Source organism: Bradyrhizobium sp., from assembly GCF_035484855.1.
In the GTDB taxonomy this organism is placed as follows: Bacteria; Pseudomonadota; Alphaproteobacteria; order Rhizobiales; family Xanthobacteraceae; genus Bradyrhizobium.
Map to the genome: position 1 here is coordinate 1 of NZ_DATHOP010000212.1, position 26,561 is coordinate 26,561.

Below are 26,561 nucleotides of genomic sequence, written 5' to 3' on the forward strand. Positions count from 1 at the left end.
TCGGCGGATTCTTCACCAGTTCGGTGTTGTAGGCGATCGACCACACCACGGTGGCGCGCGGCCAGAACTTTGGCGACACCAGCGCGGCCGGATCGTAATCGGCGGCATTCGGCGGCGCGTAATCCTGGAACAGGTCTTCGAGCGGCAGCATCAGCGCACGGTCGGAATGATCGACCACGTCGGCGATCAATTTACCGGCCGCGGCCTCGGTCCGCACGCGGGTAATGAGCTGGCCGCCCGGCGCGCGTATCATCTCGACCTTGATCTCGGGGAAGCGCTTGTTGAACTCCTTGATGATGTCCTGCTCCACCTCAGCATAATTCGCGGTGTAGAGCACCATCTTGCCTTCGGCTTTCGCGGCGGCGATCAGCTCCGGCGAGCCGAAATTCTCCTCCGCCTGCGCCGGCGCGCCGCCGAGCACGAGGCCGAAACCAACGCCGGCGATCGCGGCCAACCATTTTCTGTCCATGAATGAACCTCCCTTTTTGTCTCTTTGTTTTGATTTATTTGATACGTTGCGCGATGCCGCCCTGAGAGGCGCTGCGCGCCAGCCAATTCGCCCCGCCGATGAGGACGCCGAGCAGCACCGTCTGCACCAGGCTGAAGGCCGCGGTCTTGCCGATATTGCCGCCCTCGTAAAAGTCGAGCAGCAGCACCGACATCACCATGGTGTTGCTGGTGTAGAGAAACAGCGACGAGCCGAGTTCGCGGATCGCCAGCACGAACAACAGCGTCATCGAGGCGATCACGCCGGGCCGCGCCAGCGGCAGCACGATGGACGTGATGGTGCCAAGCATGCCCTTGCCGCAGACCCAGGCCGCCTCCTCCAGCTCGCGATGGATTTGCAGAAACGAGGTCGACAGCGCCTTGACCGTATCCGGCATGAAGCGCGCGATGAACGCCAGCGCCAGGATCCAGATGGTGCCGTAGAGCCCGCCGGGAATGCCGATCCAGGCCCACAGATAGGCGACGCCGATCACCAGGCCCGGGATTGCCACCGGCACGGTCGATATCAGGTCGATGCTGCGCCGACCCGGCACGCGGGTGCGATGAATGGTGTAGCCGATCGCAAAGGCCAGCGCGCCACCGACCACGGCGGTGATGATGCCGACCTCGATCGCGTTGTAGATCGAGCGCAGCGTCAGCGGGTTGTCGAAGATGCTGTTGAAATGCATCAGCGAATATTGCCGCATGTCGAACAGGCTTGCGGCATCGCGGATGAACATGAACCGCCGGAAGGCCGCGACGATCAGCGCCAGCATCGGCAGCACCACGACGACCAGGAGATAGACGACGCCGAGTGCGAAGGTGAGCCAGCGCCACGGTCCGAGATCGAGGCTGCGCGGCCGGAACGCCTTGCCGGCGACGGTGGTATAGCTGCGCCCGCTCAGCACCTTCTGCTGCAAAAACACCAGCCCGCCCGTCACCACCATCAGGATGATCGCGACCGCGGCCGCCGTATTATAGAGCGGCGGCGACCAGTTGGTGAGCTTGAAGATGTAGGTCGTCAGCACCGCGAGGTTGGTCGGGGCGCCCAGCACGGCCGGAATGCCGTAAATGCCGAGCATGACGATGAAGGACAACAGCATGCCGGAGACGATCGCCGGCATGATCAGCGGGAACGTCACCGAGAACAGGGTGGCGAACGCGCTGGCGCCGGAGATTTCGGCGGCCTCTTCCAGGCTCGGATCCATGTTGCGCAGCGCCGACGAGGTGAACATGTAGACATAGGGCGCGTAGTAGATGCCGAACACGAACACCAGCCCCCACAGCGAATAGAAATCGACGTGCCAGTCGAGCCCGGCCCATTTGAAGATGGTGTTGATCAGGCCGGTCCTGGGCGAGCCGAGAATGCTCCAGGCAACGCCCGCGACCAGCGGCGGCGCGAACAGCGGCAGGATGCTGGCGGCGGCGATAAAACCCTTGAACGGCGTGTTGGTGCGCACCACGATCCAGGAAAACAGCAGCCCGATCGTGACCGCGATGGCCGTGCCGCCGCCGCAGGCGATCAGCGTATTGAACAAGGCCTCGGCGACGTTCGGGTTGGCGAGCACGGTGAGAAAGTTCGTGACCGACAAATGACGGAGACTGAAACCGTCGACCACCGGATTGGTGTCGGTCAGCGCGCCCAGCAGCAGCGTGAGCACGGGATAGATCACCAGGAATGCCAGGATCGCCAGCAGCAGGGCGACCCACGAACCAGCCAATACGCGCCGGCGCGTCTCCGCGACGCCGCTGCGCATGACCTCGGTGCGCAGGCCTGCCTGTCCGTTCAAAACGCTTTCCCCTTGGCCCGCCAGCGGATTTTTGTCGTTATTGGCCGAAGCTTAGGCGATGGCGCGGGTAACGGGAAGTAGCCGAAAGTCGGTCGCGGTCCGCGACAGTCGGTCACGTCGGCGCCGCCCGCTACGCCTCGCGATTCCGATGCGGATCGTACTTCGAGAGCACGTCCTTGAGGTAATCCCGGCTTTTCCATTCCGGTGGCGGCGGCTCGTAGCCGGGACGAGGAACGAACGGATTGCCGAGTATGGAAGCGGAATCGCCCATCAGGTCTGGAACGTAGCGCGGGCAGTTTGGGAAGATCTCGCACTTGACGCGCACGACGACTTTGGCGCCATGATGCTGGCTAAGCACCTCCGCGCTGTCGTGGATCGTTGCCTTGCCCCGGATACGCGTGCGAAACGTCTTGCCGTCGAGGCGCACGAACAACAGCCCGATGTTCGGATTGCGGTAAATATTGCCGAGGGTGCGGTACATGTTGTTGCCGTCGTATTCAGGGTACTCGAGCGTGTCGGGCCCGGTGATCCTGACGAAGCCGGGATCGCCCGAGCGCATGGAACAATCGACGTTGTCCCGATAGCTCGTCGCGATGAAAAAGAATCGCGCCTCTTCGATGAGCTTGCGGTCCTGTTCCCAGAATTCGAAGTGGAGGCGATGCTTCTCGAGGCCGTCGGCGACACGGCGGCCGTCGAAGCGATCCTGCAGCTCACGCATGCCGTCATGGTAGAAGGGGGCGCGGTCGATTCTGTCGGTCTGTCCGTTCATAACGCTTTCCCCTTGGTCCGCCAGCGGCTTTTTGTCGTTATCGGACGAAGCCTAGTCGATGGCGCGGGCGGCGGGAAGTAGCGGAAAGTCAGTGCGACGCAGCAAGCCGCCGATTTGTGCGATTTGGTTGAAAGTGTTTCAACCGCCGTGCGCCTTTTCAGAAAACGGCGCAGCGATAGCTCCCAGTGACGTCAATCATGACGGCGACATCCTATGGCAGGTGTCGGCAAACTGGGAGAACAACCATGACCAAATTCTTGAGTCTGGGCATCGCAGCAATTGCCTGTGCAGCCTTTTTCGGTACCACCGCGCCGGCCGCGGCAAAGAATTACGAGTACTGCCGCAGGGACATCGTAGGTTATACACTCTCCTGCGGCTTCGACACGATGGCGCAGTGCCAGGAAATGTCCTCCGGACGCGGCGGTGACTGTCTCCGCAATCCCTTCCTCGAAGGCGCCGCCAACGCTTACGCGTATGCGCCGATCGCCCGCAAGCATCATCATCGATAACAGCGGAAGCACCTCGTTGGAGGCAGCGGCTGCTGGCGCGATGTCGCGAACGAAGCGTCCCAAGAAAGCGAATGTCACCGCGTAAGTGAGCGCGCAATTGTCGCCGCGGCGCTTACGCGGTGGCCGCTTTGTCGGTCACTGTCGCGAGCATGGCCTGGACTTCTCGCACCTGCTCCACGAGAAATTCGAAGACGACGCGTGTACGTGGCGCCAGATGCCGTCGCGACGAATAGACCAGGCTCAACGGAATGCTCGGCGCCGGAAATTCGCTCAGCACGCAAACCAGCATGCCACTGCGCAAATCATCGAGCACCTCGAACAACGGAAGCAGAGCGACGCCGTATCCGCTACGCGCGGCCAGGCGCACGGCACTGACGTCGTTGGCGAGAAATCCCCCTGACACGTGGAACTGCTCGGACCCTTCGGGCATGACAAAGGTCCAAACGTTCGAGCCCGGCCCGACGTCGTGCACGATGCAGATGTGACCCGCAAGGTCGGCCGGCGTGGAGGGTCTGCCTTTCCGCTCGATGTAGTCTGGCGCTGCCACAACAACGAACCGAGCCGTCCCCGATCGGCGCACCACCAGCGACGCATCCGTGACCTCGCCCATGCGCATGGCGAGGTCGAGCCGGTCTTCGATCATGTCGCCGAACGCGTCGCTGACCACAAGCTCGACCTTGAGCCCCGGGTGATCCGCGAGCAAGGTGGGCAGACGTTGGGCGAGGAAGCGGCTGCCCGTCACCGTAACACCCACACGCACCAGCCCGACCGGCGAGGCGCGCTGCCCGCCGAGAGCTGCCTCAATTCCATCGACGCCGTCCAGCACCGGACGGGCCAGGCCGAGCAGCATCTGGCCGTCGTCGGTCAGGCTGAGTTTTCGCGTCGTCCGGTGAAAGAGCCGAACCCCAAAGTGTTCTTCCAATTGCGAAATCTGGCGCGCGACGGCAGCCTGGCTCAGCTCGCGCTCGCGGGCGACGGCCGAAAAGGAACCCGTTTCCACCACCCGTACCAGGACGCCGAGCGAGCCCAGAAGGTCCATCGATTTCCTCGAAAAACGCAAAGATCATTCAAAGGAAAGCGGGATTATCCCGCCGAGGCAAGAGGCCTAGTTACCTGCCATGGCATACCGGCGTTGCGCCCGAGCATTCACCAAGCCGAGCGGCGCCATTCCGACGGAACCCGGAAAACAGCGAGGTGATCCATGTCGAAGCTTCTCGCAATTGTCGTCAGCCTGAAGGCCATCCTCATCGCGGCCAGCTTCGCCGTCGCGCGCGGGGACATGCTCTCGGTCATCGTGATCTCGGTCGTATTCAACCTCGCCCAGCTTGGCGCGAAGCCGGTCGGTCAGATGGTGCCGCGCGACAGCAGCGCGGTCTCGCAGAGCGACGATCGCGGTCGCTGATTTCAAATTCGCCCAGATGGGAGCGCTAGTGATGTTTGAAGACAATGTTCTGGAAAGTGACGAGCTCGCGCTCGAAGAGATCGGAAACCAGCAATCCGTGCCGGGCTCACTCCGCGAACCGAACGGTGAGTCCTCGAAAGAGGGGCCGCGGGTTCTCTTGCGACAGGCAAGCCCTGCTGCAAAACAGCCCGTATCCCCTGAGCCGGAAGGACGGCAATCGGCGCCAATCGACAAGCAGGCGCGCAAGAGCGTGCTGCATCGCCGCCCCGTCCTCTCCGCCATCGGTGCGATCCTTCTCGCTTCAGTCCTGGGCGGCGGCTATCTCTACCTCGACTACGCCGAGCGTTTTCAGTCCACCGACGACGCCTTCATCGCGGCGCGGCAATTCTCGCTTGCCCCGAAAGTGTCCGGCTATCTCACTGCCGTCCCGGTCACCGATAACCAGCATGTCGCCACCGGCGACGTGATTGCCCACATCGACGACCGCGACTATCGCATTGCTCTCGAAACGGCGGAGGCCCAGGTTGCGGCCGCGCAAGCCAGTATCGAGAACATCGACGCCCAGCTCAACGTGCAGCAGGCGCAGATCAGCGCCAACCAGGCGCAGGTGGATCAAACGCAGGCGGCGCTGGTGTTCGCGCAGCAGCAGGCGGAGCGCTACGAGCACCTGGAGCAAACGGGCTACGGCACCGTTCAGAACGCCCAGCAGTACACGTCGCAACTGCATCAGCAGCAGGCGGCGCTGCAGAGTGCGCAAGCGACGCTGAGGCTCGCGCAGCGGCAGATCGAAGCGCTGAAGGCGCAACACAATACCGCGGTCGCCAATCTCGCGCAGGCAAACGCCCAGCGTGACCAGGCAAAACTCAATCTTTCCTATACGACGGTTACGGCCGCCGAGCCCGGACGTGTCGTCAACCTCGGCGCCGCAGTCGGCCAGTTCGCACAGCCGGGCACGAGCCTGACGATGTTCGTGCCTGATGACATCTGGGTCACGGCCAACTTCAAGGAGACACAGCTTGATCGCATGCGCCGCGGAGATCCGGTAACGCTTGAGATCGACGCTTATCCGGAACGCAGGATCCGCGGCCATGTCGACAGCGTTCAGTCCGGATCCGGCACCGCGTTCTCGCTGCTGCCGGCCCAGAACGCCACCGGCAACTACGTCAAGATCGTCCAGCGCGTGCCGGTCAAGCTCATCATGGACAATACGCCGACCGACGTCGCGCTCGGCCCGGGCATGTCGGTGGTCCCGACCGTGCGGATCAATCCTGCACCGTCGCTGGTTGAGCGGCTGAGGAGGTACCTGTGAGTGCCGCAGCGATTCAGGCTGGCCCTCCCGCATCCGCGAGCGGTGCTGGCGCGGTCAACCCCTGGGTGATCGCGCTACTGGTCGCGCTCGCAAGCTTCATGGAGGTGCTCGATACCACCATCGCCAACGTGGCGTTGCCTTACATCGCCGGCGGCATGGGGGTAAGCGAGGACGAAGCGTCCTGGGTGGTCACCACCTATCTGGTCTCCAACGCCATCATCCTGACGGCCTCCAGCTTCCTGGCTCGGAAGCTCGGCCGCAAAACCTTCTTCCTGATTTCTCTCGGATTATTCACCCTCAGCTCGCTGCTGTGCGGTTTTGCGCCAAATCTGAACGCGCTGCTGTTGTTCCGCATCCTGCAGGGCCTCGGCGGCGGCGGCATGGTGCCGGTCGCGCAGTCGATCCTGGCGGATGCCTTTCCACCGGCGAAGCGCGGCCAGGCCTTTGCGCTGTTCGGCGTCGCGGTGGTGGTTGCCCCGGTGGTCGGGCCGACACTCGGCGGCTGGTTGTCCGACAATATCTCCTGGCACTGGTGCTTTTTGATCAACGCGCCAGTCGGCGTGATCGCGATGACGCTGATCGCGATGGTCCTGCAGGAGTCCCCGACCGCGCGGGCGGAGGCCGTGAGACAGCAGCAGGGCATCAGGTTCGACGTTGTCGGCTTCATCCTGATCGCGACCTTCCTCGGCGCGCTCGAGGTGGTCATGGATCGCGGCCTGGAGGACGACTGGTTCGGCTCGTCCTTCATCATCACGTTCACGGTCATTTGCGGTCTGGCATTCGTGCTGATGATCCCGTGGGGGTTGACCCGCGCCAATCCGATCATCGACCTGCGCATGGTGGCGAGCCGCCAGTTCGGTGCCTGCTTCCTGGTGATGCTGGCGACCGGCGCCATCCTGCTTGCGACCACACAATTCCTGCCGCTGCTGGTGCAGCAGGATTTCGGCTACACCGCGACCTGGGCCGGGCTCGTGCTCTCACCGGGCGGCGTGGTGACCATGGTGATGATGTTTGTCGTCGGCCGTATGGCCGCCAATGTGCAACCCAAATATCTGATCATCGCCGGCGCGGTGATCATCGCGCTTTCCATGTACGGCATGACCAACGTGTACGCAGACCTCGGCTTCTGGTTCATGGCGCGGTCGCGGATGCTGCTGGGCGTCGGACTGCCGCTCGTCTTCGTGCCGATCATGGCCGCTTCCTACGATGGCATTCCGCCGTCCTTGACCGACCAGGCATCGGCCCTGATCAACGCCGCCCGCAATACCGGCGGCTCGATCGGCGTCTCCGTCGTCTCCAACGTGCTGACGCATCGCCAGCAGTTCCACCAGAGCCGGCTTGTCGAGCAAGTCGTCCCATCGAGCCCGCAATATCAGGACACGCTGCAACAGGTCACGAACTACTTCGCCGCCCATGGCAGCTCGCTTGCACAGGCGCATGACCAGGCCATTCAATGGATCGGCGCGCAGGTGCAGGCGCAGGCGTCCTTCCTTGGCTACATGGATGCGTTCTGGATGCTGATGCTGATCTCGCTTTCCGCCGTGCCGCTCGCGCTTGCGCTACGCAAGGTCAAGCTCGGCGGTCCTGTCCATGTGGGGCACTGAAGACGATCAAACCCCAAGGAGACCGACATGCTGCTTCATCTGCCAATCGCAATCATGGCAACGCTTTCACCCATCGCCGTTTCCGATTCCGTGCCGCAGTTCGACATTGTGAGAGAATGCCGTTTTGAGGGCGGCTCGGCCGCGACCTTCGACCGCTGCTCGCAAGACGAAGCTGCCGCTCTTTCCGACCTCAAGAGGGAATGGGCAACGTTCAGCGGTGTCGATCAGAAAACCTGCATGGCCGCGACGACGGTCGGCGGCTTCGCGAGCTACGTCGAGCTATTGACCTGCCTGGAAATGGCACGCGACGTTGTGAACGCAAACAATAATCCCCAGGGCCCGCGTACGAAGTCAGGATCGGAGCCAGCGCGGCCGAGCCAGCCCGGCGAAACCGTCGGCGAAGCGCACCGAAATTGAGCGGACGATTCCAGGCGCGCGTCGCCGCTCATGCGCCGGCGTGAGGCACTTGTCAGACCTGTGATATGGAGACTCGATAATGAATGTTCAGGCCAAACCGAGCGTCGGCGGAGCACAACGTATTCTTCCTTTCGAGCGCATAGCTTTGGTGCTGCAGGGAGGTGGCGCGCTAGGCGCGTATCAGGCCGGAGTGTACGAAGCGTTGGCCGAGGCCCGCGTCGAGCCGGATTGGATTGCGGGCATTTCGATCGGAGGCATCAATGGAGCGATCATCGCGGGTAATCCTCCGGACACGAGGGTAGAGCGGCTTCGGGAGTTCTGGACGCAGGTGACCTCAGAATCGCCGTGGGATTGGTTCGGCTGGGGAGCCGCGAACGACGACGGCGCGCGCAACCTGCTGAACCACGCCAGCGCGAATCTCGCGCTGACACGAGGCGCCAAGGGCTTCTTCGCTGCGAGACCGGTTTCGCCGTGGCTGCAGCCGTCGGGCAGACTTGAGGCCACCAGCTTCTACGACACCCGCGAACTCAAGCGTACATTGGAGCGCCTGGTCGATTTCGACCGCCTCAACGCGGGCTTGCTCCGCTTCAGCGTGGGAGCGGTCAATGTCAGGACGGGAAATTTCGTCTATTTCGACACCACGACGCACACGATCAAACCGGAGCACGTGATGGCCAGCGCCGCCCTTCCCCCCGGCTTTCCACCGATCGAGATCGAGGGCGAAGATTACTGGGACGGCGGGCTGGTGTCCAACACACCGCTGCAATGGGTCGTCGAGAGCGAGCCACGCCGCGATACCCTGGCCTTTCAGGTCGATCTGTGGAGCGCGCGAGGCGACTTTCCGCGGAGCATGCTCGAGGTTATCACGCGGGAGAAGGAAATCCGCTATTCCAGCCGCACGCGGGCCGGCACCGATCAGTTCAAGCACATCCAGAAGATACAGCGCGCGGCAGCCGCCCTTCTGGAAAAGCTTCCCGCGGACCTGAAGAACAGCCCGGAAGCCAGGCTCCTTGGCACGGCCGCCGATCGCAAGGTTTTCAACATCGTTCATCTGATCTACAATGCGAGGCATTACGAAGGGCACTCGAAGGATTACGAATTTTCGCGAGCAAGCATGGAAGAGCATTGGCGCGCTGGATATCACGACGTACGACGCTGCGTCACACCGAGGTGCTGGAACGGCCGAGAGACCTCGAAGGACTCCTCACTTTCGACCTCGTGCAGGACGGCCGCGAGTAACCGGCGCGCGTAACCGTTACCCCCGGTATCGCCACGGCATGCCGCCGGCGGCACTCTCATCAATGGTCCATTGCGGCAGCGCCAGCCCGGGGGCGACATCGGTGAACACCATGCGCATGCGGGTACCGATGCCGACCCGCTCCACCTCGCTTTTCGGCGCCAGCACGCCGTCCGGCCGCGTCAGGTTGCCGATCACGCGGAGTCCCTCCTCTTTGGTCGGCTTGCCGCTCTGCGTGTCCAGTTCCACCAGCAGCACGAGATATGGTGTGTACTGCTTGAACGCCGGCTGAATGGCATGGTGGACTTCGGTGTAGGAATGCACCGTGCCGCGGCCCTCGACCGATACCCATTCCGAATCCGGCTCAGCGCACCACGGGCACGCGGTCGATGGCGGGTAGCGCAACAGCTTGCACGAGTTGCATCGCTGCAGGCGGAAATCGTGCTTCGCGCAATAGGCGAAGTATTCGAGGTTCTCATGGTCGAGATCATTGATCTCGAGCGGCATGCCGAGATATTGCGCGGATATCATTTTCTCACCGTATTTCCTCTGCAGGAGCAACCGTGCGGCTCACATGAACTTCGGCAGTACTTTCGTCCACAACGCCTCGGTCGACTTCATCAACTTGTTGTGCGGAACCAGCGCGTTGTAGGTGTAGCAGAACAACCAGTCGACCGGCTGCCGCTTCATGTTGGCCTCGAGCGCGCGTGTCACGGTATCGACGGTGCCGACCAGCGCATAGCCGAGGTCGATCGATTCCTGCGCGGTGGCAAACTTCTTCGTGACCGGGTCCATCAGGCCGCGGCGGAAGCCGAACGGCTCGAACCACGCCTTGCCGGAGAAACGCCCGGAGTCTTCCCACAACGCCATGGCCTCCTCGTCCGTGTCCGCGATGATGACGTCGCGCAACAAGCCGGTGCCCTGCCCGCGGGGCCTTCCCGACACCTCGGCATAGAGGTCGTATAGCGGTGACGCGTAGGCCTCATGCATCGGCGGCAGGATGGCGGTGACACCCTCTTGTGCTGCCCAGCGAATGGAATTCGGCGACGACGCGAACGGCAGGAACACCGGCGGGTAGGGTTTCTGCAACGGTTTCGGCACCACGCCGACCGATTTCAGCATGCCGTTCTCGACGCCCTTGCCGTATTTCACCGTGGTCTCGAGATCCCAGGGCGTTGCGCCGGCGGGCACCTTCCAGTACTTGCCCTGGAACGTCAGCATCTCCTCGGTCCAGCATTTCTTGATGATCTGCCAGTTCTCCTCGAACGCCTCGCGGTTGGTCGCATCGATCGCATCATGATGATGCGGCAGGGTCCCCGAGACGCCGTGCGTCTGCTGCGCCATGACATCGACCCAGCGTCGCTGGTAGCCGCGGGCGAAGCCGGCGCAGGCCCGCCCGCCCGTCATGTGATCGAGCATCGCGATGTCCTCGGCGACACGGATCGGGTTGGCCGCGGGCAGCACGATACCGAGCTGGCCGACGCGGATGCGCTTGGTCTGCATCGCGAAGTAGAGATCCAGCAGCACCGGGTTGTTGGAAAGCTCAAAACCCTCGATGTGGAAGTGATGCTCGGTAAAGCTCACGGAATCATAACCGAGGTCGTCGGCCAGCTTGATGAGTTCGGTCAGCTCCTTCAGCATGCGCTGATAGAGCTCCGGCCTGGTCGCGGCCATGCCCGCCTCGATCTCGGCGCGTGAGCCGACGCTCGGCAGGCAAAATATCGACGCTTTCATTCTGCTTCCTTCCCGCCCGTTTCTGTTGATTTTGAGATCACCACCGACAGGACGATGATGCCCTACCCCCGCCGCATCACCATCGCCGATCCCGTACCGGGCATCGCCCAGCCGAGATTGGCCGACACCTCGGCATTCCTCACCTGCCGGCAACCGCCCTCGCGATAATCGAAAGTGTGCTGCCGCCGGCCATCGGGCCCGATCGGACAGCTATCGTCGGCATCGTGGCGGAGCTGGCGCACGTTCTCGATCACCATGGCGATGCCGTGGGTATAGCCCTCGCAGAGATGGCCACCCGACGTGTTGTTCGGCCGTTTGCCGCCGAGCATGATGGTGCCGTCCGAGACGTAGTGGCCGCCCTCGCCTTTTTTGCAGAAGCCGTAATCCTCGAGTTGCAGCATCGTGGTGAAGGTGAAGGCGTCATAGGAGCCCGTGAGGTCGACGTCCTCCGGGCCGACGCCGGAGTTCGGCCACAGGATGTCCCTGGCGTAGCGGCCGGCGACGGTGGAGATCGGGCCGGCCTGGTAGTGCATGTCGACCCGCGGCTTCGAGCAGCGGCCCACCACGCCGCGGATCTGCACCAGCGGCTGCCGCAAGTCTTTCGCCCGCTCGGCTGTGGTCACGATGATGGCATTGGCATTATCCGTCTCCACGCAACAGTCGAGCAGGTGCAATGGCTGGCAGATCATGCGGCTGCCCACAACATCCTCCACCGTGAGGCGTTTCTTGTAGTAGGCTTTCGGATTGTTCGACGCGTGATGGCTGTGGGCGACGCGGACATGGGCGACCTGCTCGGCGGTGGTGCCGAAGTCGTACATATGGCGCATGAAGGTGGGCGCGAACGACTGCCCCGCGCTCTGCCAGCCATAGGCGCGGCTGTGCAGCGCATCGCCTGAGACGGGAGCTGCGGCACGCACACCGGTGCCGCCGATCCGCACCTGGGAGAAGCCGTTCATCGAGCGGAAGATCACCACCGTCTTGCACATGCCGGCCTCGATGACGCCGATCGCAATCCCGACCAGCGCCTCGGTCGATGATCCCCCGCCGAACACGTCCATGTAGAAATTGAGCCGGATGCCGAGGTCGCCGGCGACGAACGGCGAGAACACGGAGTCGTTGAATTGATACGACAGCATGCCGTCGATCTCGGAGGCTTCGAGACCGGCATCCCGCATGGCGTTGCGCACCGCTGATGTTGCGAGCGCCCGCGTCGTCTTGTTCGAGCCGCGGGTGTAGGCGGTCTCGCCGACGCCGACGACAGCGTACTTGTCGCGCAGGAACTTCGGCGTGGTGGCATCGACATCTTCTCTGGGCAGCGGCATTTCCTGAAGCTCCCGGCCGTATTCTTCCTGTTATTTCCCGGTCCTGTTCTAGCGCCTTATGGGGGATACTGCATAGCTTTCTCGCGCATAGCTTCGGCCATCTCCTGCGCAATCGCCATTTCATTCCTCCCTCTTTCACCCCAACATGATCTTGTTTTCAGCGCCCGACGAATTTCGGCGGGCGTTTGGCGTTGAAGGCCTCGACCCCTTCCTTGAAATCCTCCGATTGGCGCAGCCGGCTATAGCAATGGCCTTCCAGTTCGATCGCATTGGTCAGCGTGGCGTCTTCGGTATCGTTCAGAAGCTTCTTTGCCGTCCGCTGCGCCAGCGGCGCGAAGCTGCGAAGCTCATCGACCAGCTTGTCGGTCGTTGTTTCGAGTTCGGCATCGGGCACGCATTCGGTCGCAATGCCCCAATCGAATGCCTGTTTTGCAGAGATGCGCTTCGAACGCATCACGATATCCTTGGTGCGGGTAATACCGATCATCTTCTGCAGGCGCGCGGAGCCGCCGGATCCCGGAATTTGACCGAGCTTCTGCTCCGGCAGCGCATAAAGCGTCGTTTCCGAGGCAATCCGGAAATCGCAGGCCAGCGACAGTTCGAAGCCTACCCCGAAGCAATAGCCCCGGTTGGCGATGATTACCGGCTTCGAACAACGCGTCGGCGAGGCGATGTTCCAGGCGAGCTTGGAGACCGTTTCCGGCGTGGCTTCCATGAAGCCGCCAATGTTGCCGCCGCTGGAGAAATGCTCGCCGACCGACCGCACGACGATGATGCGAATCCGCGCATCCTCGTCGAGCGTCTCGAACACAAGCCGCAACTGATCGCGCTGCGGCATCGACACGACGTTGTAAGGCGGCCGGTTGAGAATGATGTCGGCGCGTTCATGCGCCTCGTCGATTTCGACCTGGAAACCGTCGAGCTTGCCCAGCCGGGGGTCGGCGAAAATGTAGGGAGACGCCATGTCACTTCCTTTCTTGATGTTGTTACGCCGCGCTTGAGGGCGGCGCGTGTTCGCGCTGGTAGTCGCCGGCGACAAGCAGACGGCGCAGCAGCTTGCCGACCGGGGATTTCGGCAAGCGATCGACGAAGATGATGCGCCGCGGCCGCTTGAAGTCCGCCAGTCCGGATGTTCGGCAGAATTGCTCGAGGTCCTGCTCGGTGACCGGCCCCCTGCGCTTCACAAAGGCCGTGACAACCTTGCCCCACTTCTCGTCGGGAATACCGACCACGGCGACTTCGAGTACGGCCTGGTGCAGCGAAAGGCAGCTTTCGATCTCGACCGGCGAGACGTTCTCGCCCCCGGTAATGATCATGTCGTCGACCCGGCCGGTGACGAACAGATCGCCGTCACGGTCGACGAAACCGGTGTCGCCGGTGAAATACCAGCCTTCACGCAAAGCCTTGGCGTCCGCATCGGGCCGGCGCCAATACCCCTCGAATGACTCATCGCCGGCCAGCCGCGCGATGACTTCGCCTTCTTCACCTGACGCCGCAAGGTCCGTCGCCGACATCGCATTCAGCTTGACGACCCTGATTTCCTGATTGATTCCGGCCTTGCCGGCCGATCCGGGCTTTGCGGGCGCGTTCTGATCGATGGTGAAAGTGTAGATTTCCGAACTGCCGTAGTGGTTGACGAACAGGTCGGGCTGAAACGCAGCGTTCAATGTCTTCAGCAACCCGTCAGTCATGGATGCGCCGGCAAAGCCGAGCTTTCGGACGCTCGAGACGTCGGTCGACGCGAATTCCGGAGCGTGGACGAGATCGTGGTAGAGCGTCGGGACCAGATAGAGATTGGTGATCTTTTCGCTCTGGATCAGCGAAAGCGCACGGCCGGTATCGTAGCGCGGCAGACAAACGAATGTGCCGCCGATCAGCGACATCGCTATCAGCGAGCGCACGCCCATGGTGTGATAGAGCGGCATTACGCCGAGCGTCCGTTCGCCGCGCCGGTAGAGATTTTGCGCGACATGCGCAATGCCGGCGGCCCGCTCGGCGCGATGACGCCGCGGCACACCCTTCGGCCTCGAGGTGGTTCCGGATGTATAGAGCATGATCGACCAGGCTTCGGCGCTGACGCGGGGTGTCACCTCGGTCGCCGGCTCGGCGACCATGCGGTCGAAACTGAATGCGCCGGCCGTCTCGCGGCCGCCCGAATAGATTCGCGGCAAAGCCCGCGCGCGCTTCGATTCTTCCACGGCCGGCGCGGCGACGTCCTGGTACACGATCGCGCGTGCCTCGGAATCCTCGATGCAATAATCGAGCTCGTCGGCCTTGGCGCGCCAGTTGACCGGCGTGACGACAATGCCGGCCAGTTGGCAGGCCCAGTGCAGCGTGGCGGCCGCCTCACAATTCTGCAGTACCGTGACCAGATGATCGCCGGGTTTCAGTCCGATGCGGTCGAGAGACGCAACGAGCGACGATATCCGTGCATACCATTGCGCGTAAGTCAGACGAACGCTCTCGTCGACGATCGCCAGAGCGTTGGGGTCGCGTGCTACGCTGGCAACGAAGCTGGTTCCAAGATCAAGCATCTGTTTTCTCTTTGCCCTGATCTGCCAGTTCCGCCGCGGCCTCGATTGCCGCACGCACGATTGGCGTATAGCCCGTGCACCGACACAGGTGGCCGCACAGCAAGTCGCGGATTCCTTCCTCATCCGGGTTTGGATGCTCGCGCAGGAAGCAGTCGAGCGAGATCAGGATTCCGGCGGTGCAAAAGCCGCACTGCAGCGCGTGATTTCGCTTGAATGCCGATTGCAGAATGCCAAGACGGTCCGGCGACGGCGCCAGGCTTTCTACGGTCCGGACTTCGCTGCCGTCGATCTGCACCGCGAGCGTGAGGCAGGCGCGCGCCGGCCTGCCGTCGATGCTGACGGTGCAGGCGCCGCACACGCCATGCTCGCAGCCGACATGCGTCCCGGTCACGCCGATCTGATGCCGCAGGAAGTCGGTCAGCAGCAATCGCGGCTCCGCCTCGCCAGCGCATGGCTTGCCGTTCAGGGAGAAGCGGACGGAATGCCGCCGGCCGGCCTGCAATCGGCTCATTGCAGCACCTCCCGCACCAGATCGCGACCGATCATGCGCACGAGGTCGCGGCGGTAGCGCGCGGTGGCATGGACGTCGTCGCGGGCGTCCAGTTCGTAGGCGAACCCGTTCAAGGCATCGTCAAGCGCGCTGCCTTCGAGGCGCGGAAAATCCCGCGCCGCCGGCATGTCCGCGACGCCGCCAACGGCGAGGCGGACCCCGTCGGCGGTCTCCACCACGGCGCAGGCGACAATGGCAAAATCGCCGTGGCGGCGCGCCACTTCGCGGAAGGCACAGCGTTTCTGAACGACCGGAAACGTGACAGCTTCGATCAACTCGTCATCGACCCGCGCCGTCGCCATCATGCCGGCAAAGAAATCCTTCGCCGCCACGCGCCGGCGCCGCTTAGCGCTGCGCAGATGCACCTCGCCGCCGAGCGCCTGCAGCACCAGCGGCAATTCGGCGCTGGGATCGGCATGTGCGATCGATCCGCAAACGGTGCCCCGGCTTCGCGTCTGGACATGGCCGGTCCACGGCAACGCCAAAGCGGCGAGTTGCAGGCTCCGGCCCAGTTCCGGCCATGCCAGTAACGACGCCTGACGCACCCCTGCTCCGACCGTAATGGTTCCACCCTTGCGCTCGATGCGCGCCAGTTCTGGAAGGTGCATGATGTCGATCAGCGTCCTGGGCTTTGCCAGGCGCATGTTCATCATCGCCATCAGCGATTGCCCGCCGGCCAGGATGCGCGCGTCGCCGCCTTCCCGGCCAAGCACGTCGAGGACTTCATCGAGATGTTCCGCCCTGACATAGTCGAACGCAGCGGGCTTCATACCTGCCCTCCGAACAAGCGGCGGACTCGCGCAAGCCAGGACCGACGCGACGTGGCAGCGTCACCGCCTGCCTTGCGCGCCAGCGCCGCGAAGAACTGGCCGATGATCACCCGCGCGGCCCCGTCGAGCAGGCGACCGCCGATGCTCGCCACCTTGCCGCCGATTGCCGCCTCATAGACGTAGCGGATCGCGGTGCCGCCATTCTCGGCCGGAACGAGGGTGATGCGTCCCTCACCGCCGCCGAAGCCGAGCGCGCCCTCGGCGGAGCCGCCGAGCGTGACCGCATGCGGCGGATCGAGGTCGGACAATTTCACATCGGCGCGATAGCGTCCTTTCACCGGACCGACGCCGATCGTCACTTCGGCGCGGAAATGCGTGTCCGAGACTTTCTGGAGATTGTCGCAGCCGGGAATCACGGCCTGGAGCGTCTCGGGATCGAGCAGCATGGCCCAGACACGCTCGGCCGGCGCTCTGACCACGGCCTCGCCTTCACCGCGCAGACGTCGTTCGCCGCTCCGCTTCGCCACTTCCTCGATTGCGCGACCTTTCGGCGGCGGGGACTCGGCGCCGCGCACGATCTGCGCCAGTTTCGCCGGCACCAGCGGCAACTCGACGTCTTTCAGCCCGAGCGCATCGGCGACGGCATTGGCGATGCAGACCGGCGTCGACATGCAATTGCCCTCACCGACACCTTTGGAGCCGAGCGGCGTAAACGGCGACGGTGTTTGCATGTGGAGAATGAGCGGATCCGGAATCTCCGCCGTCGTCGGCAGCAGATAGTCGGCAAAGGTTCCGGTCAGGAAGCTGCCGTCGGAACCATAGGCGTATTCCTCATAGAGCGCGGCGCCGATTGCCTGCGCGAAGCCGCCGCGAATCTGCCCGTCGACCATCGCCGGATGCAGGATCGTCCCACAGTCATGCATGGTGACATAGCGGTCGATCCGCGTTTGCAAGGTCGTCCGATCGACCTCAACGCCGCAGAAATCGAAGATGAACCCGTGACACAGCGACGAGTTGATATGGTCTTCTTCGTCCGGGGCGGTCAGCTCCGGCGGGCTCCAGAAAACGGTTTCGCGGATCGTTTGTCCGATCCCGTCGGGCAATGCGCCTGGCGACCAGTGGCTGAGCGCCGCGACGCGGGAAAACGATATTTTGTTGTCGGGATTGCGTTTCGAGCCGACGCTGCCGCCGGCGAAGGCGATATCGTCGATTTCGGTGTTCAACTGGCTCGCGGCGACCCGCGCCATTCGTTCGGCAAGGCGCCCGGCGGCGAGTTTGGCGGTGCCGGCAACGGCAGGCGCGAAACGGCTGGCGTAATTGCCCGAGGCAATGGACCAGGCATCCTTTGCCGTATCCATTTCGGTGTTGACCCTGATATCGGCAGGGGTAAGGCCGAACACATCCGCCACGACCTGCGACAGAACCGTACGATGCCCCTGCCCTTGCGGCACCGAGGCGACATGTACGGTGACGCTTCCAACCGGATCGATCGCGACCGTCGCGGTCGCCTGGGCACCGTTCTTCGGGCCGGCCTTGCGGCGTTCGGCCGGCGTCAGCACGGTCGTGATGTAACCCATGTTGGACACGCTGGGTTCGACGACGGCGGTATAGCCGATGCCGTAGAGACGCCCCTGCGCACGCGCCGCATCGCGCCGCGACTTGAGCTCCGCCAGCCCACCTTCGTCGACGCCGCGCTCGATCGCCCCCTGATAGTTTCCCGAGTCAAGCAAGGCCCCACTGATCGTCCGGTAGGGAAAGCCATCGGCAGGGATCAGATTGCGCCTGATGATTTCGAGGGGATCGAGACCGAGTTCGACCGCGATGCGCTGAACCAGTCGTTCGAGTGCGAAATAGACTTGCGGTCCGCCGAAGCCGCGGTTCAATCCGGTCGGCGTCTTGTTGGTGACGACGACACGGTTACGCACCGCGAGATGGCGAATGTCGTAGGCGCCGGTCAGATTGCCGTGCATGCGGTACAGCGTCGCCGGCTCCGGTGCGCGCAAATGCGCGCCGCAGTCCTCGACCTGATCCCAATCGAGCGCGAGGATACGGCCGTCGTCGGCGACGGCTGCGCTCAGCGTCGTGGCCCGATTGGTGGCGGAGACCGAGGCGGCGAGATGTTCGAGCCGATCCTCGATCCATTTGACCGGGCGTCCGGCCGCGCGCGCCGCGGCAGCGACCAGAACGATATAGGGAAAGACCCCTTGCTTGATCCCGAAGCTGCCACCGGAATCCGGCGGCGTCCGCAGACGCAGGCGATTGCCCGGAACTTTCAAGGCCCGTGACAGCACCGCATGGATGCTGAAGGGACCCTGGAAATTGGCGAGCACATCGTAGGCGTCATCGCTCGGGTCATATTCGGCAACCACGCCATAGGTTTCGATCGGCGTACAGGAATTGCGCGGATAGCGAATGTCCAGGCTGATCCGATGCACCGCCGACGCAAAGGCCTGCTCCGGATCGCCATAACGAAAGGTCCGGTCGCTGGCGACATTGCCGTTGAAGCCGTGATGCAGAACCGGAGCATCCGGGCTTAATGCTTCCAACGGATCGACAACCGCCGGCCGCATGCGGTACTGCACCTCAACCAGATCGGCGGCGTCTTCAGCCAGATAGCGATCAGTTGCAACGACAATGACGACCGGCTCGCCGACATACCGCACTCGCCCGACCGCAATCGGCCAGCATTCGACCGGCGCCTTGACGCCGACAACCAGGCTCGCGGTCAGCGCCTTGACGTCCTCGCCGTCCAGGACGGCGAAGACGCCGGGCGCACGCTTTGCCGCGGACGATTCAATCGCGACGATGTCCGCATGGGCGTGTGGCGAGCGCAGGATCGCAGCATGAAGTGTGCCAGGGCGAACCCCGAGATCGTCGATGAAGCGGCCGCGTCCGGACAGCAACGCCGCATCTTCGACGCGCGGAATCGACTGCCCAACCCATGGCGGGCCCGGCATCTGACTGGCGAATGCGTGGCCGGCGGCTTCCGCCATCCCGAAATGTCCTCCCGTGTGCGTCAGGAGACCTTATTCGGCTGCGCCGTGGGTCGCGGCAATACCCGCCCATCTCAGGACTTACCATCCCGTCTCATTTCGCTGAGCCTTGTGCAGCGCACCATCAACTCGCAAGCCGGGAAACCTTTCGAAATTCACGAGGACCTACGCCGGCATGGTTGCGGAAGAAGCGCGTGAAGTGAGCCGGCTCGGCAAAGCCGAGCTGGTTGCTGATGTCGCAGACGCTCGCAGACCGATTTAGTACCGCATCGACGGCCTGCTCCATGCGAACGACGTTCAGGTAGACCTTCGGCGGCACACCGATCGAGGACTCAAACAGCCGGAAAAAATGCGCCCGCGATAATCCCGCTTCCTTGGCAAAGCTATCAAGGACGGCGCCGGGCTTCGTTTCGGTCCGCATCGAAGCAGCGACGCGGCGGATGCGCCAATCACCCGAGCGGACACTCATCTCCCTGATCGAAGCCGGGAAACTTCGCCATGGCGTAAAGCGCTCGATCACCGCGATCATCAGGTCGGATAGTGCCGATTCGTGCGCGTTTCGCGCTTCGGGACGGGTCATCATATCGGCCGCCAGGTTCATGGCGAGGCTGCGGATGCGCGGCGACACTTCGCCGGAGGGATGGCTGAAAAAGCCCGGCGCGCCGCTGGCAGCCCAGCCCGGCCGAAACGCCGTCAACCATTCCGGTTCGATATAAAGCGCAAGAATGACGCTGCGCGGCTTCTTCGGGTCGTGGACATAGGAATGCGGCTGCCAGCCGTTCACCAGCACGGCGCTCTCGTCAGTGAGCTGATAGACGGTATCGCCGACGACAAACTGGGTGTCCGCTCCCTCGACTTTCAAAAGCACATGACAATGCGGGTGGGCGTGGCGCACCAGCGACCAGTCCATATCGAGAAGCGCGACCCGGCCAAAGGCTCCGTGCGCAATTCGTAGCGCTGTCGACATGGCAACCTCCCAGATGTGACGCCCGGTTCACGCCAACCAACATTCGATGGCTTCAGTGACGCGCCGCCGTACGTCCCGTTTTCTCGCAGTATCCCCTGGCTGGGGCCAACCGGCTCTCACAACTCTTTCATAGCAGGGGGATTTTGATCAACGCCCTTTCTCGGATCAGGCCGATCATGGCGGGCAATCCGGCGGCTACATGGCGACGTCCGGGATCATAGAGAGACAGGGCTGGAAGGGGCGCATAGCGAGCCCGATCGTGGAAGCTCAGGGCTTCCAGAGGCCAATCGCCCGGTGCGTCGCCTTTAGCGTTTCGGCCCGGCCGGAAAAACCAGCGATTGATCGTCGATTTCCTGGGGAGGAAGGTTATTTACGCCGGCGATTGCATGGAGTTCATGCAACGGCGGCATTGCGGCGGCCGAAAGCTCGATCGCGGGGGATCGCGGCCGCAGCAAGAAGACTCCGACCGCAATCAGGGCGGCAACCGCAACGGCAGAAATGATCGGGCGCATCATGGGGTCTCTCCATTTCCCCGGCCATAAATATGTCTGGCGAGCCGGGGCAAGGTTCAATGTGACATCAGGGGCAGCGCTAGACCCGCGCGCTGGGTTCGGCGAACGCCACTGAGACAGGTTCCTGAACGCACTTGTCAAGAATGGCGGCGGCGCCGAGGGCGATGACGCTGGCGGTAAGGCAGGCGGCGATGAACACACGCATGGTGCTTCTCCTTCTTCTCACAGTATCCGGCCCACCGTCGAAGACGGCGGGCGGCGGCCAATACGCCGCGGGGAATTAGACGCGGGCAAAACCCTCGGCTTCAACGTCCACAAAGATGCGGCCAAGTGCGCCCACGCGCGCGTAGAAATCGGCCGGTTCAGCCCGTTCGAGATCGACAAAGAACGTCCTAACCCAGGGTGAAAGATGCGCCCCGAAGAACTCCCGATCAGCACCTGCCGAGGCTGCGATGCTGCCGCCGGCAAGGCCGGCCATGATTTCGCAGAGGATCGCGGCGTGATCCTCCGGTTCAGAGCGCTCCGGCGCTTTTTCGACACCGAGCTGCCGAAGCGTTTCCCGCAATCGGACCAGCGGGCGTCCGTAAAGCGCTCCCGTCAGGTAGTGCGACGCATAGGGCAACAGCGAACCGCCCTCGAGTCCGGCAAATAGTGCAAAATACTCGCGCCCGACGCTTTCCTCGCTGGTCCGCATCGCGGCCTCGGCAAGCGCGGCGTGCGCCATTCCGATCGGGCTGGCGTCGCCCTGCAGGCGCGCCAGACCGGCGAGCAATTCGCGATCCGGGCTGCGCGCGAGCAAGGTTGCCAACAGCGCGTATTCCTGCGCGCGGGCGCGATCGATCTCGTCGATACCGCTGGCAGTCTCCCGGGAAGCCGAATCCAGCATCTGTTCGCAATCCTACCGTGGCAAGGCGCTGCCGTGACGACGATGGTTTCGAAAGACCTCGTATTCCTTCGCGGCGCCCGCGCTTTCCGCGGTTGCGCCCGCTTCGCGCATTTCGTTCGATGGACGGCCGATGCCGGGATCGGCCGGGATCTGGTCGACAGGCGCCGGTTGCGCGCCTTGATCGGCGTCGAGGCGCTCCGGGCCGGTCGTGCTCGAGCCGATCGCCGCGACGGGCGCCGACATTCCGGAAAGCTGCTCACGGACATTCTCAAGCTCGCCTGAGACTTGCGTGAACGCAGCCGGCGCATTGGCTGTTGCGCGCATAGGGCCGAATCCGGGAATCGCATCCGGGTTGTTGAAATCCCACTGGTTCTCCGCGATGCCGATGAAGTCGCGGATGGCAAGATCGCTTGCCCAGGCGCGGCGCAACGCCGCGCGGGTCAATTCGGCCGGGACGCCGGATCGCAGAAAGGCGCTTATATCGGTATCGGCGGCAATCGATTCAATCGACGGCAGGCTCGCGAGGTCAAAGGGCGCATCGCTCGCCGCGCTGCCTGGCGGTTGCGCTGTTGGTCCAGCAACATTTGCCGAAGCTATTTCTGTTTCCTGCGCCGTATTCCGCGCATGCTTCAATCGCGCCCAACGCTGAATGACATTTTCTCGCTCAGTCACGGCTCGTTCTCGCTGGTGCTTTTCGGTCGGCAGGCGTCTGCCGGCCACGCTGGCGCTTGATGAAGGGACGCTCGACATGATGCCGGGCGACGAACCTGCTGACGATCTCTGCGATGTCGGGCGGCATGGGCACGGCTTCAACCAGATTGTTGCCGGCATCCGTAAAGGCTTCGCCCTCGGCCGGATCAGCCGTCACGGCGAGCAATCGGTAGGGCGGGTCGGACGCGGTGGAACACATCACGACCCACAGCGTCGGCGCGCCTGACGCGAGATTGTCGCGGTAATTCGTCACCTCGGTGCGGTGCAATTCGATCATGGCCTCGCCGGCATACAGCAAACCTGTTTCGGCCTCGGTACCGAGCGGGGTCCATGGCGCCAGCGGCGGAATGCCGGCAAACACCGTGACCGGCCGCCACAGGCAATCGACCCACATGCTCCTGGCCTTGCGCCGCTCGACCACGACGCCCACGGCTATGCGCGCGAGAGCTGTCGATCTCAATGAACTGCCTCCGCGTCAAGGACCGGCAAGCCGGCTACGAGATTCTGCGGCTTCAACCGCAACTCCCCGTCTGATGTCGCCGCCGCCAACAGATAGACCGGCTCGCCCCGGACTTTTTCCATCATATCCGCAGGCTCCCGGAAGGTCAGCCGGTAAAGACCGACCAGCCGTTCCCGCATCGCATCGGCAAGATCGCCGCCGTTCCAGATCGTGTCGCCGATGCTCGAACCCTCTGAACTCAGTCCGACATACCAATTCCATGGTGCGCTCTGCAGTTCCACCAGAGGTTCGATCGCGACATCGATCGCCAGCAAATGCGACAGCCAGCGGGTGATAACCTCGCCAAGGGCGATCGAACCGCGCCGGCCCGCCGTCAGGTCGAATGCCATATCGAAGCGGTCGCTGCGGTCCCAGTAGCTGCCGGCGTTCGCATCGCTGAGCAGCTCGGCCTCGGTGATCGCCGGCAATCCCAGCAATGCTGCCAGCGGCGACGAGGGCTGCCGGCCAGGCGAGGTTTCGATCTCTTCATCAACAGCGGTTACCAGGCCTTCCTGCATCAGCAGTTTCTGCGGACGGAAGAACATCTCGGCGGCGCGCAGCACGAAGGCATCATCACAGCGATCCAGCACGTTGCGCAGGATCGCTTGCGTCAATTGCCCCATCAGCACATTGGGGAATTTGATGCTGCGCCTGACAATCTGCAGATAGCCGGCTTCGAGGGTGCGGTGTCGCACCAGGTGATCGCGCCAGGCGATCATCATCTCCCAATTTTCGCGCGCGTCCGGGTCCGCAATCGCGGCGATTTGCGAGGCCGCGACCGGCCGTCGCGGGTCCGCCAGCAATGAATTGTGCAGTCCCTGCTCCGCGGCGCAAGCCTCCGACGGCGGCACCAGTTCCGGCCGCGCCAGATAGGCTTTCAGGAACTCGTCGGTGACGAGCAACCTGCCCGCGGTGTCGCGGTCGAGCAAATGATGGCCGCAGGAAAGCCAGAAGTCGCGCGATGCGCTCACCCACCTGCTCCTTTCCGCAGCCCGGCGAGATCGAGGTGTTCGTCGGGCACATCAGCTTCGCCGACCACTTCCAGAAATTCGAAGGCGCGCGCGTGGCCGGCGCCATCGCGCGGACGCAGCGTGCGGAATGCCTCGCGGATGGTCCCGTTCTCGTGGCTTCGGGTTACCGCGACGAGCACGCCCGCCGGATGGTCGCAGAGCGAGGCCGCAAATTCCGCCTCCTCCTCCGCCGCGAGACGGGCGGCGGCCAGATCGGGCGCGCCGAAATGCGCGACAAGGCCGGCCGCGAGCGTATCGACGACCGCCCTGTATTCGGTTTCGCTGGCCTCGACGATCTGCGCCAGCGTCGAACGGCCGAGGGATTGCAGCCCCAGAAAGCCGGCACGGAATGCGGTGCGCGCCCTGCCCCGCAAAGCCGCCGGATCACAACCGGCAAATGCGAATGCGCCCGAAACAGCCCACTCGCCAGGCTCCGCCGCCTTTTCAAAAACGAACAAATCCGACGCATCCAGCCGGATGGTGCGCAACAGCTTCACTGCTTTGGTCCTCCCGCAATCGGATCGGGTGGGCGCCTGACGAAAACGGCATTTCCAGTTCGCGAGCAACCGTGCCGGATGCAACGGGTATCCGTCGGCAACTCCGGCATCGCGCTTTTCAATCCAGGCAGTATATACTTTCCCCGGGTTCCGGCCAGTTGCCGCCGCGGTCGGGTTACAAGAAATTGTGAGCGCGATGACTGACGCCACCAGGCATCTCCTGATCTGCTCGTGCGAGGAAACGATGCCGCTTGACGGCGGCGCGGTCCGCCGCGGTTGCCGGGGCGAGCCGACAACCGCGACCCACCTTTGCCGTGCCGAGCTCGACCGCTTTCGCGCGATCGCGGCAAAGGACACGCCCCTCACGGTCGGTTGCACGCAGCAAGCGGCGCTATTTTCCGAGGCGGCGGCAGAGGCCGGGCGAGCGGCGCCAATCGACTTTGTCAACATTCGGGAAACCGCAGGCTGGTCCAGCGAAGCCGCCCGGGCGGGACCGAAAATGGCGGCGTTGCTTGCGGCGGCGGCCGAGCCCGTGCCGGTTGCGCCGTCGATCGAACTGCAAAGCGGCGGCGTGATCCTGATCTGCGGCCGCGATGAGACCGCCGTCGAAGCCGGCAACCTGCTCAAGGAGCATCTTGACGTCACCGTGCTGATCGAACCGCCGGCGGCCATCGCACCGCCGCGGGTGAGCGACTTTCCGGTGGCGAAAGGGAAGGTCAGAAATGCGCGGGGGCATCTCGGCGCGTTCGAGCTTGTGGTCGACGATTTCGCCGATGGCTCGCCATCCTCGCGCGGCATATTGCTGTTTGGGGCGTCACGCAACAATGCACGGTCGAACTGCGATATCATTCTGGATTTGACCGGCGGCACGGCGTTCTTTCCGGCGGCCGATCTGCGCGACGGCTATCTGCGGGCCGATCCCGGCGACCCCGCCGCAATGCTGCGGGCGGTTCTCAGGGCGCGCGATCTGATCGGCACGTTCGAAAAGCCGCGTTACGTCGCCTTCGAGGCCGCATTGTGCGCCCATTCACGCTCGCAGCTCACGGGGTGCACGCGCTGCCTCGACCTTTGTCCGACGGGTGCGATTGCGCCTGCCGGCGACCATGTGACGATCGACGCGAACATCTGTGCCGGTTGCGGGCAATGCGCGGCGTCCTGTCCGACGGGTGCTGCGTCCTACGCGCTGCCGCCGGAAGACGCGCTGATGCGCAGGCTGCGCGCGATGCTGATGGCCTATCGCGAGGCCGGCGGCGAGCGGGCGATTGTGCTGGTACATGACGAGGCGCACGGCGGGCCGCTGATCGATGCGCTGGCACGGTTTGGCGACGGGCTGCCGGCGCATGTCCTGCCGGTAGCAGTCAACGAGATCACGCAGATCGGGCTGGAGAGCGTGCTTGCGGCCTTCGCCTATGGTGCATCGGCATTGCAGTTTCTGCTGCGGGCGCGGCCGCGCCACGACGTCGCCGGCCTGATGCGAACCATCGCGCTGGCGGATCCGATCCTCGAGGGACTTGGATTCGGTGCCGGCCGGATCGCCGGCATCGAGACCGACGATCCGGACCATCTGTTGGCCGCATTGCGGGCAATTCCATCGATGCCGCCGGCGCCGCGCCCAGCAAGCTTCCGTCCGCTGGGAAAAAAGCGGGACGTCCTGCGCTTTGCGCTGAGCGAGCTTCACCGCGCGGCGCCCGCCCCCGTCGATATCGTCACGCTGCCGCAGGGCGCGCCGTTCGGCGCCGTGGAGATCGACGTCGGCGGCTGCACGCTGTGTCTGTCCTGCGTTTCGGCGTGCCCGACCGGCGCATTGCGCGACGATCCGGAACGACCGGCGCTGCGTTTTGTCGAGGATGCCTGCGTGCAATGCGGATTGTGCCAGGCCACGTGCCCAGAGCGCGTCATGACGCTGAAACCGCAGATCGATTTCCGCGCCGCGCGGGCGCCGGCCCGCATCCTCAAGGAGGAAGAGCCGTTTTGCTGCATCCGCTGCAGCAAGCCGTTCGGCGTGAAGAGCGCGATCGAGCGCGTGGTAGCGAAGCTGGAAGGCAAGCACTGG

Annotated in this window: 26 protein-coding genes and 1 pseudogene; 7 read left to right on the forward strand and 20 right to left on the reverse strand. The window is 63.7% G+C overall.

Translation table 11 applies throughout. The features are described from left to right. The 3 genes from VK804_RS24245 to VK804_RS24255 all read right to left on the reverse strand — a co-directional run. On the reverse strand, positions 1-469 hold a 469-nt coding region (locus VK804_RS24245), incomplete at its 3' end, for an extracellular solute-binding protein (RefSeq protein ID WP_325374950.1). A 34-nt stretch (positions 470-503) separates the two neighbouring features. Further along, the gene (locus VK804_RS24250) at positions 504-2,276 is read right to left on the reverse strand and encodes an iron ABC transporter permease (RefSeq protein ID WP_325374951.1); all 1,773 of its coding nucleotides are present in this window, start codon (positions 2,274-2,276) and stop codon (positions 504-506) included. Between the two features lie 130 nt (positions 2,277-2,406). Beyond that, positions 2,407-3,045 (reverse strand): pyridoxamine 5'-phosphate oxidase family protein, encoded by a 639-nt coding sequence (locus VK804_RS24255; protein ID WP_325374953.1) that lies wholly within the window; start codon positions 3,043-3,045, stop codon positions 2,407-2,409. Between the two features lie 245 nt (positions 3,046-3,290). Here VK804_RS24255 and VK804_RS24260 point away from each other — a divergent pair, with 245 nt between their 5' ends. After that, entirely contained in the window at positions 3,291-3,554 is a 264-nt protein-coding gene (locus tag VK804_RS24260) for a DUF3551 domain-containing protein (RefSeq protein ID WP_325374954.1), read from the forward strand. A gap of 112 nt (positions 3,555-3,666) precedes the next feature. Here VK804_RS24260 and VK804_RS24265 read toward each other — a convergent pair whose 3' ends face one another. Beyond that, the gene (locus VK804_RS24265) at positions 3,667-4,593 is read right to left on the reverse strand and encodes a LysR family transcriptional regulator (protein WP_325374955.1); all 927 of its coding nucleotides are present in this window, start codon (positions 4,591-4,593) and stop codon (positions 3,667-3,669) included. 162 nt (positions 4,594-4,755) lie between these two features. Between VK804_RS24265 and VK804_RS24270 the strand changes: the two genes are divergently transcribed. The 5 genes and pseudogenes from VK804_RS24270 (at position 4,756) to VK804_RS24290 (ending at position 9,525) form a co-directional block, all read left to right on the forward strand. Continuing rightward, complete coding sequence (locus tag VK804_RS24270; RefSeq protein WP_325374957.1) at positions 4,756-4,956, forward strand: hypothetical protein; 201 nt, start codon at positions 4,756-4,758, stop codon at positions 4,954-4,956. Positions 4,957-4,987: 31 nt separating this feature from the next. Beyond that, the gene (locus VK804_RS24275) at positions 4,988-6,265 is read left to right on the forward strand and encodes an HlyD family secretion protein (protein ID WP_325374958.1); all 1,278 of its coding nucleotides are present in this window, start codon (positions 4,988-4,990) and stop codon (positions 6,263-6,265) included. Next, positions 6,262-7,869 carry a DHA2 family efflux MFS transporter permease subunit gene (locus VK804_RS24280; protein ID WP_325374959.1) on the forward strand — a complete coding sequence of 536 codons (1,608 nt, stop codon included), beginning with the start codon at positions 6,262-6,264 and terminating at the stop codon, positions 7,867-7,869. Before VK804_RS24275 ends, VK804_RS24280 begins: the two co-directional genes overlap by 4 nt. A 27-nt stretch (positions 7,870-7,896) precedes the next feature. Then, positions 7,897-8,286, forward strand: a complete 390-nt coding sequence (locus VK804_RS24285) for a hypothetical protein (protein ID WP_325374960.1) — start codon at positions 7,897-7,899, stop codon at positions 8,284-8,286. Between the two features lie 79 nt (positions 8,287-8,365). Further along, positions 8,366-9,525 (forward strand): annotated as a pseudogene (locus VK804_RS24290) (patatin-like phospholipase family protein). A 16-nt stretch (positions 9,526-9,541) separates the two neighbouring features. On the opposite strand, the gene VK804_RS24295 reads toward VK804_RS24290, so the two are convergent. The 16 genes from VK804_RS24295 to VK804_RS24370 form a co-directional block, all read right to left on the reverse strand. Continuing rightward, positions 9,542-10,054 (reverse strand): Zn-ribbon domain-containing OB-fold protein, encoded by a 513-nt coding sequence (locus VK804_RS24295; protein WP_325374962.1) that lies wholly within the window; start codon positions 10,052-10,054, stop codon positions 9,542-9,544. A gap of 39 nt (positions 10,055-10,093) precedes the next feature. Continuing rightward, positions 10,094-11,257: an LLM class flavin-dependent oxidoreductase gene (locus VK804_RS24300; protein ID WP_325374964.1), complete on the reverse strand. Its 1,164-nt coding sequence runs from the start codon at positions 11,255-11,257 to the stop codon at positions 10,094-10,096. Positions 11,258-11,319: 62 nt separating this feature from the next. After that, complete coding sequence (locus VK804_RS24305; protein ID WP_325374966.1) at positions 11,320-12,579, reverse strand: thiolase C-terminal domain-containing protein; 1,260 nt, start codon at positions 12,577-12,579, stop codon at positions 11,320-11,322. Positions 12,580-12,736: 157 nt separating this feature from the next. After that, entirely contained in the window at positions 12,737-13,543 is an 807-nt protein-coding gene (locus tag VK804_RS24310) for an enoyl-CoA hydratase/isomerase family protein (RefSeq protein WP_325374967.1), read from the reverse strand. Between the two features lie 22 nt (positions 13,544-13,565). After that, positions 13,566-15,113, reverse strand: coding sequence for an AMP-binding protein (locus VK804_RS24315; protein ID WP_325374969.1), 1,548 nt, complete (start codon positions 15,111-15,113; stop codon positions 13,566-13,568). Continuing rightward, the gene (locus VK804_RS24320; protein WP_325374971.1) at positions 15,106-15,624 is read right to left on the reverse strand and encodes a (2Fe-2S)-binding protein; all 519 of its coding nucleotides are present in this window, start codon (positions 15,622-15,624) and stop codon (positions 15,106-15,108) included. Before VK804_RS24320 ends, VK804_RS24315 begins: the two co-directional genes overlap by 8 nt. Further along, positions 15,621-16,433 (reverse strand): FAD binding domain-containing protein, encoded by an 813-nt coding sequence (locus VK804_RS24325; protein ID WP_325374973.1) that lies wholly within the window; start codon positions 16,431-16,433, stop codon positions 15,621-15,623. The genes VK804_RS24320 and VK804_RS24325 overlap by 4 nt, the downstream gene beginning before the upstream one ends. After that, positions 16,430-19,426: a xanthine dehydrogenase family protein molybdopterin-binding subunit gene (locus VK804_RS24330; RefSeq protein WP_325374975.1), complete on the reverse strand. Its 2,997-nt coding sequence runs from the start codon at positions 19,424-19,426 to the stop codon at positions 16,430-16,432. The genes VK804_RS24325 and VK804_RS24330 overlap by 4 nt, the downstream gene beginning before the upstream one ends. 124 nt (positions 19,427-19,550) lie before the next feature. Then, positions 19,551-20,393 (reverse strand): AraC family transcriptional regulator, encoded by an 843-nt coding sequence (locus VK804_RS24335; RefSeq protein WP_325374976.1) that lies wholly within the window; start codon positions 20,391-20,393, stop codon positions 19,551-19,553. Positions 20,394-20,698: 305 nt separating this feature from the next. Continuing rightward, the gene (locus tag VK804_RS24340; RefSeq protein ID WP_325374978.1) at positions 20,699-20,908 is read right to left on the reverse strand and encodes a hypothetical protein; all 210 of its coding nucleotides are present in this window, start codon (positions 20,906-20,908) and stop codon (positions 20,699-20,701) included. A 76-nt stretch (positions 20,909-20,984) separates the two neighbouring features. Beyond that, positions 20,985-21,110, reverse strand: a complete 126-nt coding sequence (locus tag VK804_RS24345; RefSeq protein WP_325374980.1) for a hypothetical protein — start codon at positions 21,108-21,110, stop codon at positions 20,985-20,987. Positions 21,111-21,185: 75 nt separating this feature from the next. Beyond that, entirely contained in the window at positions 21,186-21,791 is a 606-nt protein-coding gene (locus VK804_RS24350; RefSeq protein ID WP_325374982.1) for a TorD/DmsD family molecular chaperone, read from the reverse strand. A 12-nt stretch (positions 21,792-21,803) separates the two neighbouring features. Then, on the reverse strand, positions 21,804-22,511 hold the full coding sequence (locus tag VK804_RS24355; RefSeq protein WP_325374984.1) for a DUF3306 domain-containing protein: 708 nt from the start codon (positions 22,509-22,511) through the stop codon (positions 21,804-21,806). Then, positions 22,456-22,962, reverse strand: a complete 507-nt coding sequence (locus VK804_RS24360) for a DUF3305 domain-containing protein (protein ID WP_325374986.1) — start codon at positions 22,960-22,962, stop codon at positions 22,456-22,458. Before VK804_RS24360 ends, VK804_RS24355 begins: the two co-directional genes overlap by 56 nt. After that, positions 22,959-23,972 carry a DUF6352 family protein gene (locus VK804_RS24365; protein WP_325374987.1) on the reverse strand — a complete coding sequence of 338 codons (1,014 nt, stop codon included), beginning with the start codon at positions 23,970-23,972 and terminating at the stop codon, positions 22,959-22,961. Before VK804_RS24365 ends, VK804_RS24360 begins: the two co-directional genes overlap by 4 nt. Beyond that, positions 23,969-24,718: a DUF6505 family protein gene (locus VK804_RS24370; protein ID WP_325374989.1), complete on the reverse strand. Its 750-nt coding sequence runs from the start codon at positions 24,716-24,718 to the stop codon at positions 23,969-23,971. The genes VK804_RS24365 and VK804_RS24370 overlap by 4 nt, the downstream gene beginning before the upstream one ends. Positions 24,719-24,752: 34 nt before the next feature. Here VK804_RS24370 and VK804_RS24375 point away from each other — a divergent pair. After that, positions 24,753-26,561 (forward strand): 4Fe-4S binding protein (locus VK804_RS24375; RefSeq protein ID WP_325374991.1); only part of this gene is annotated, 1,809 nt, incomplete at its 3' end.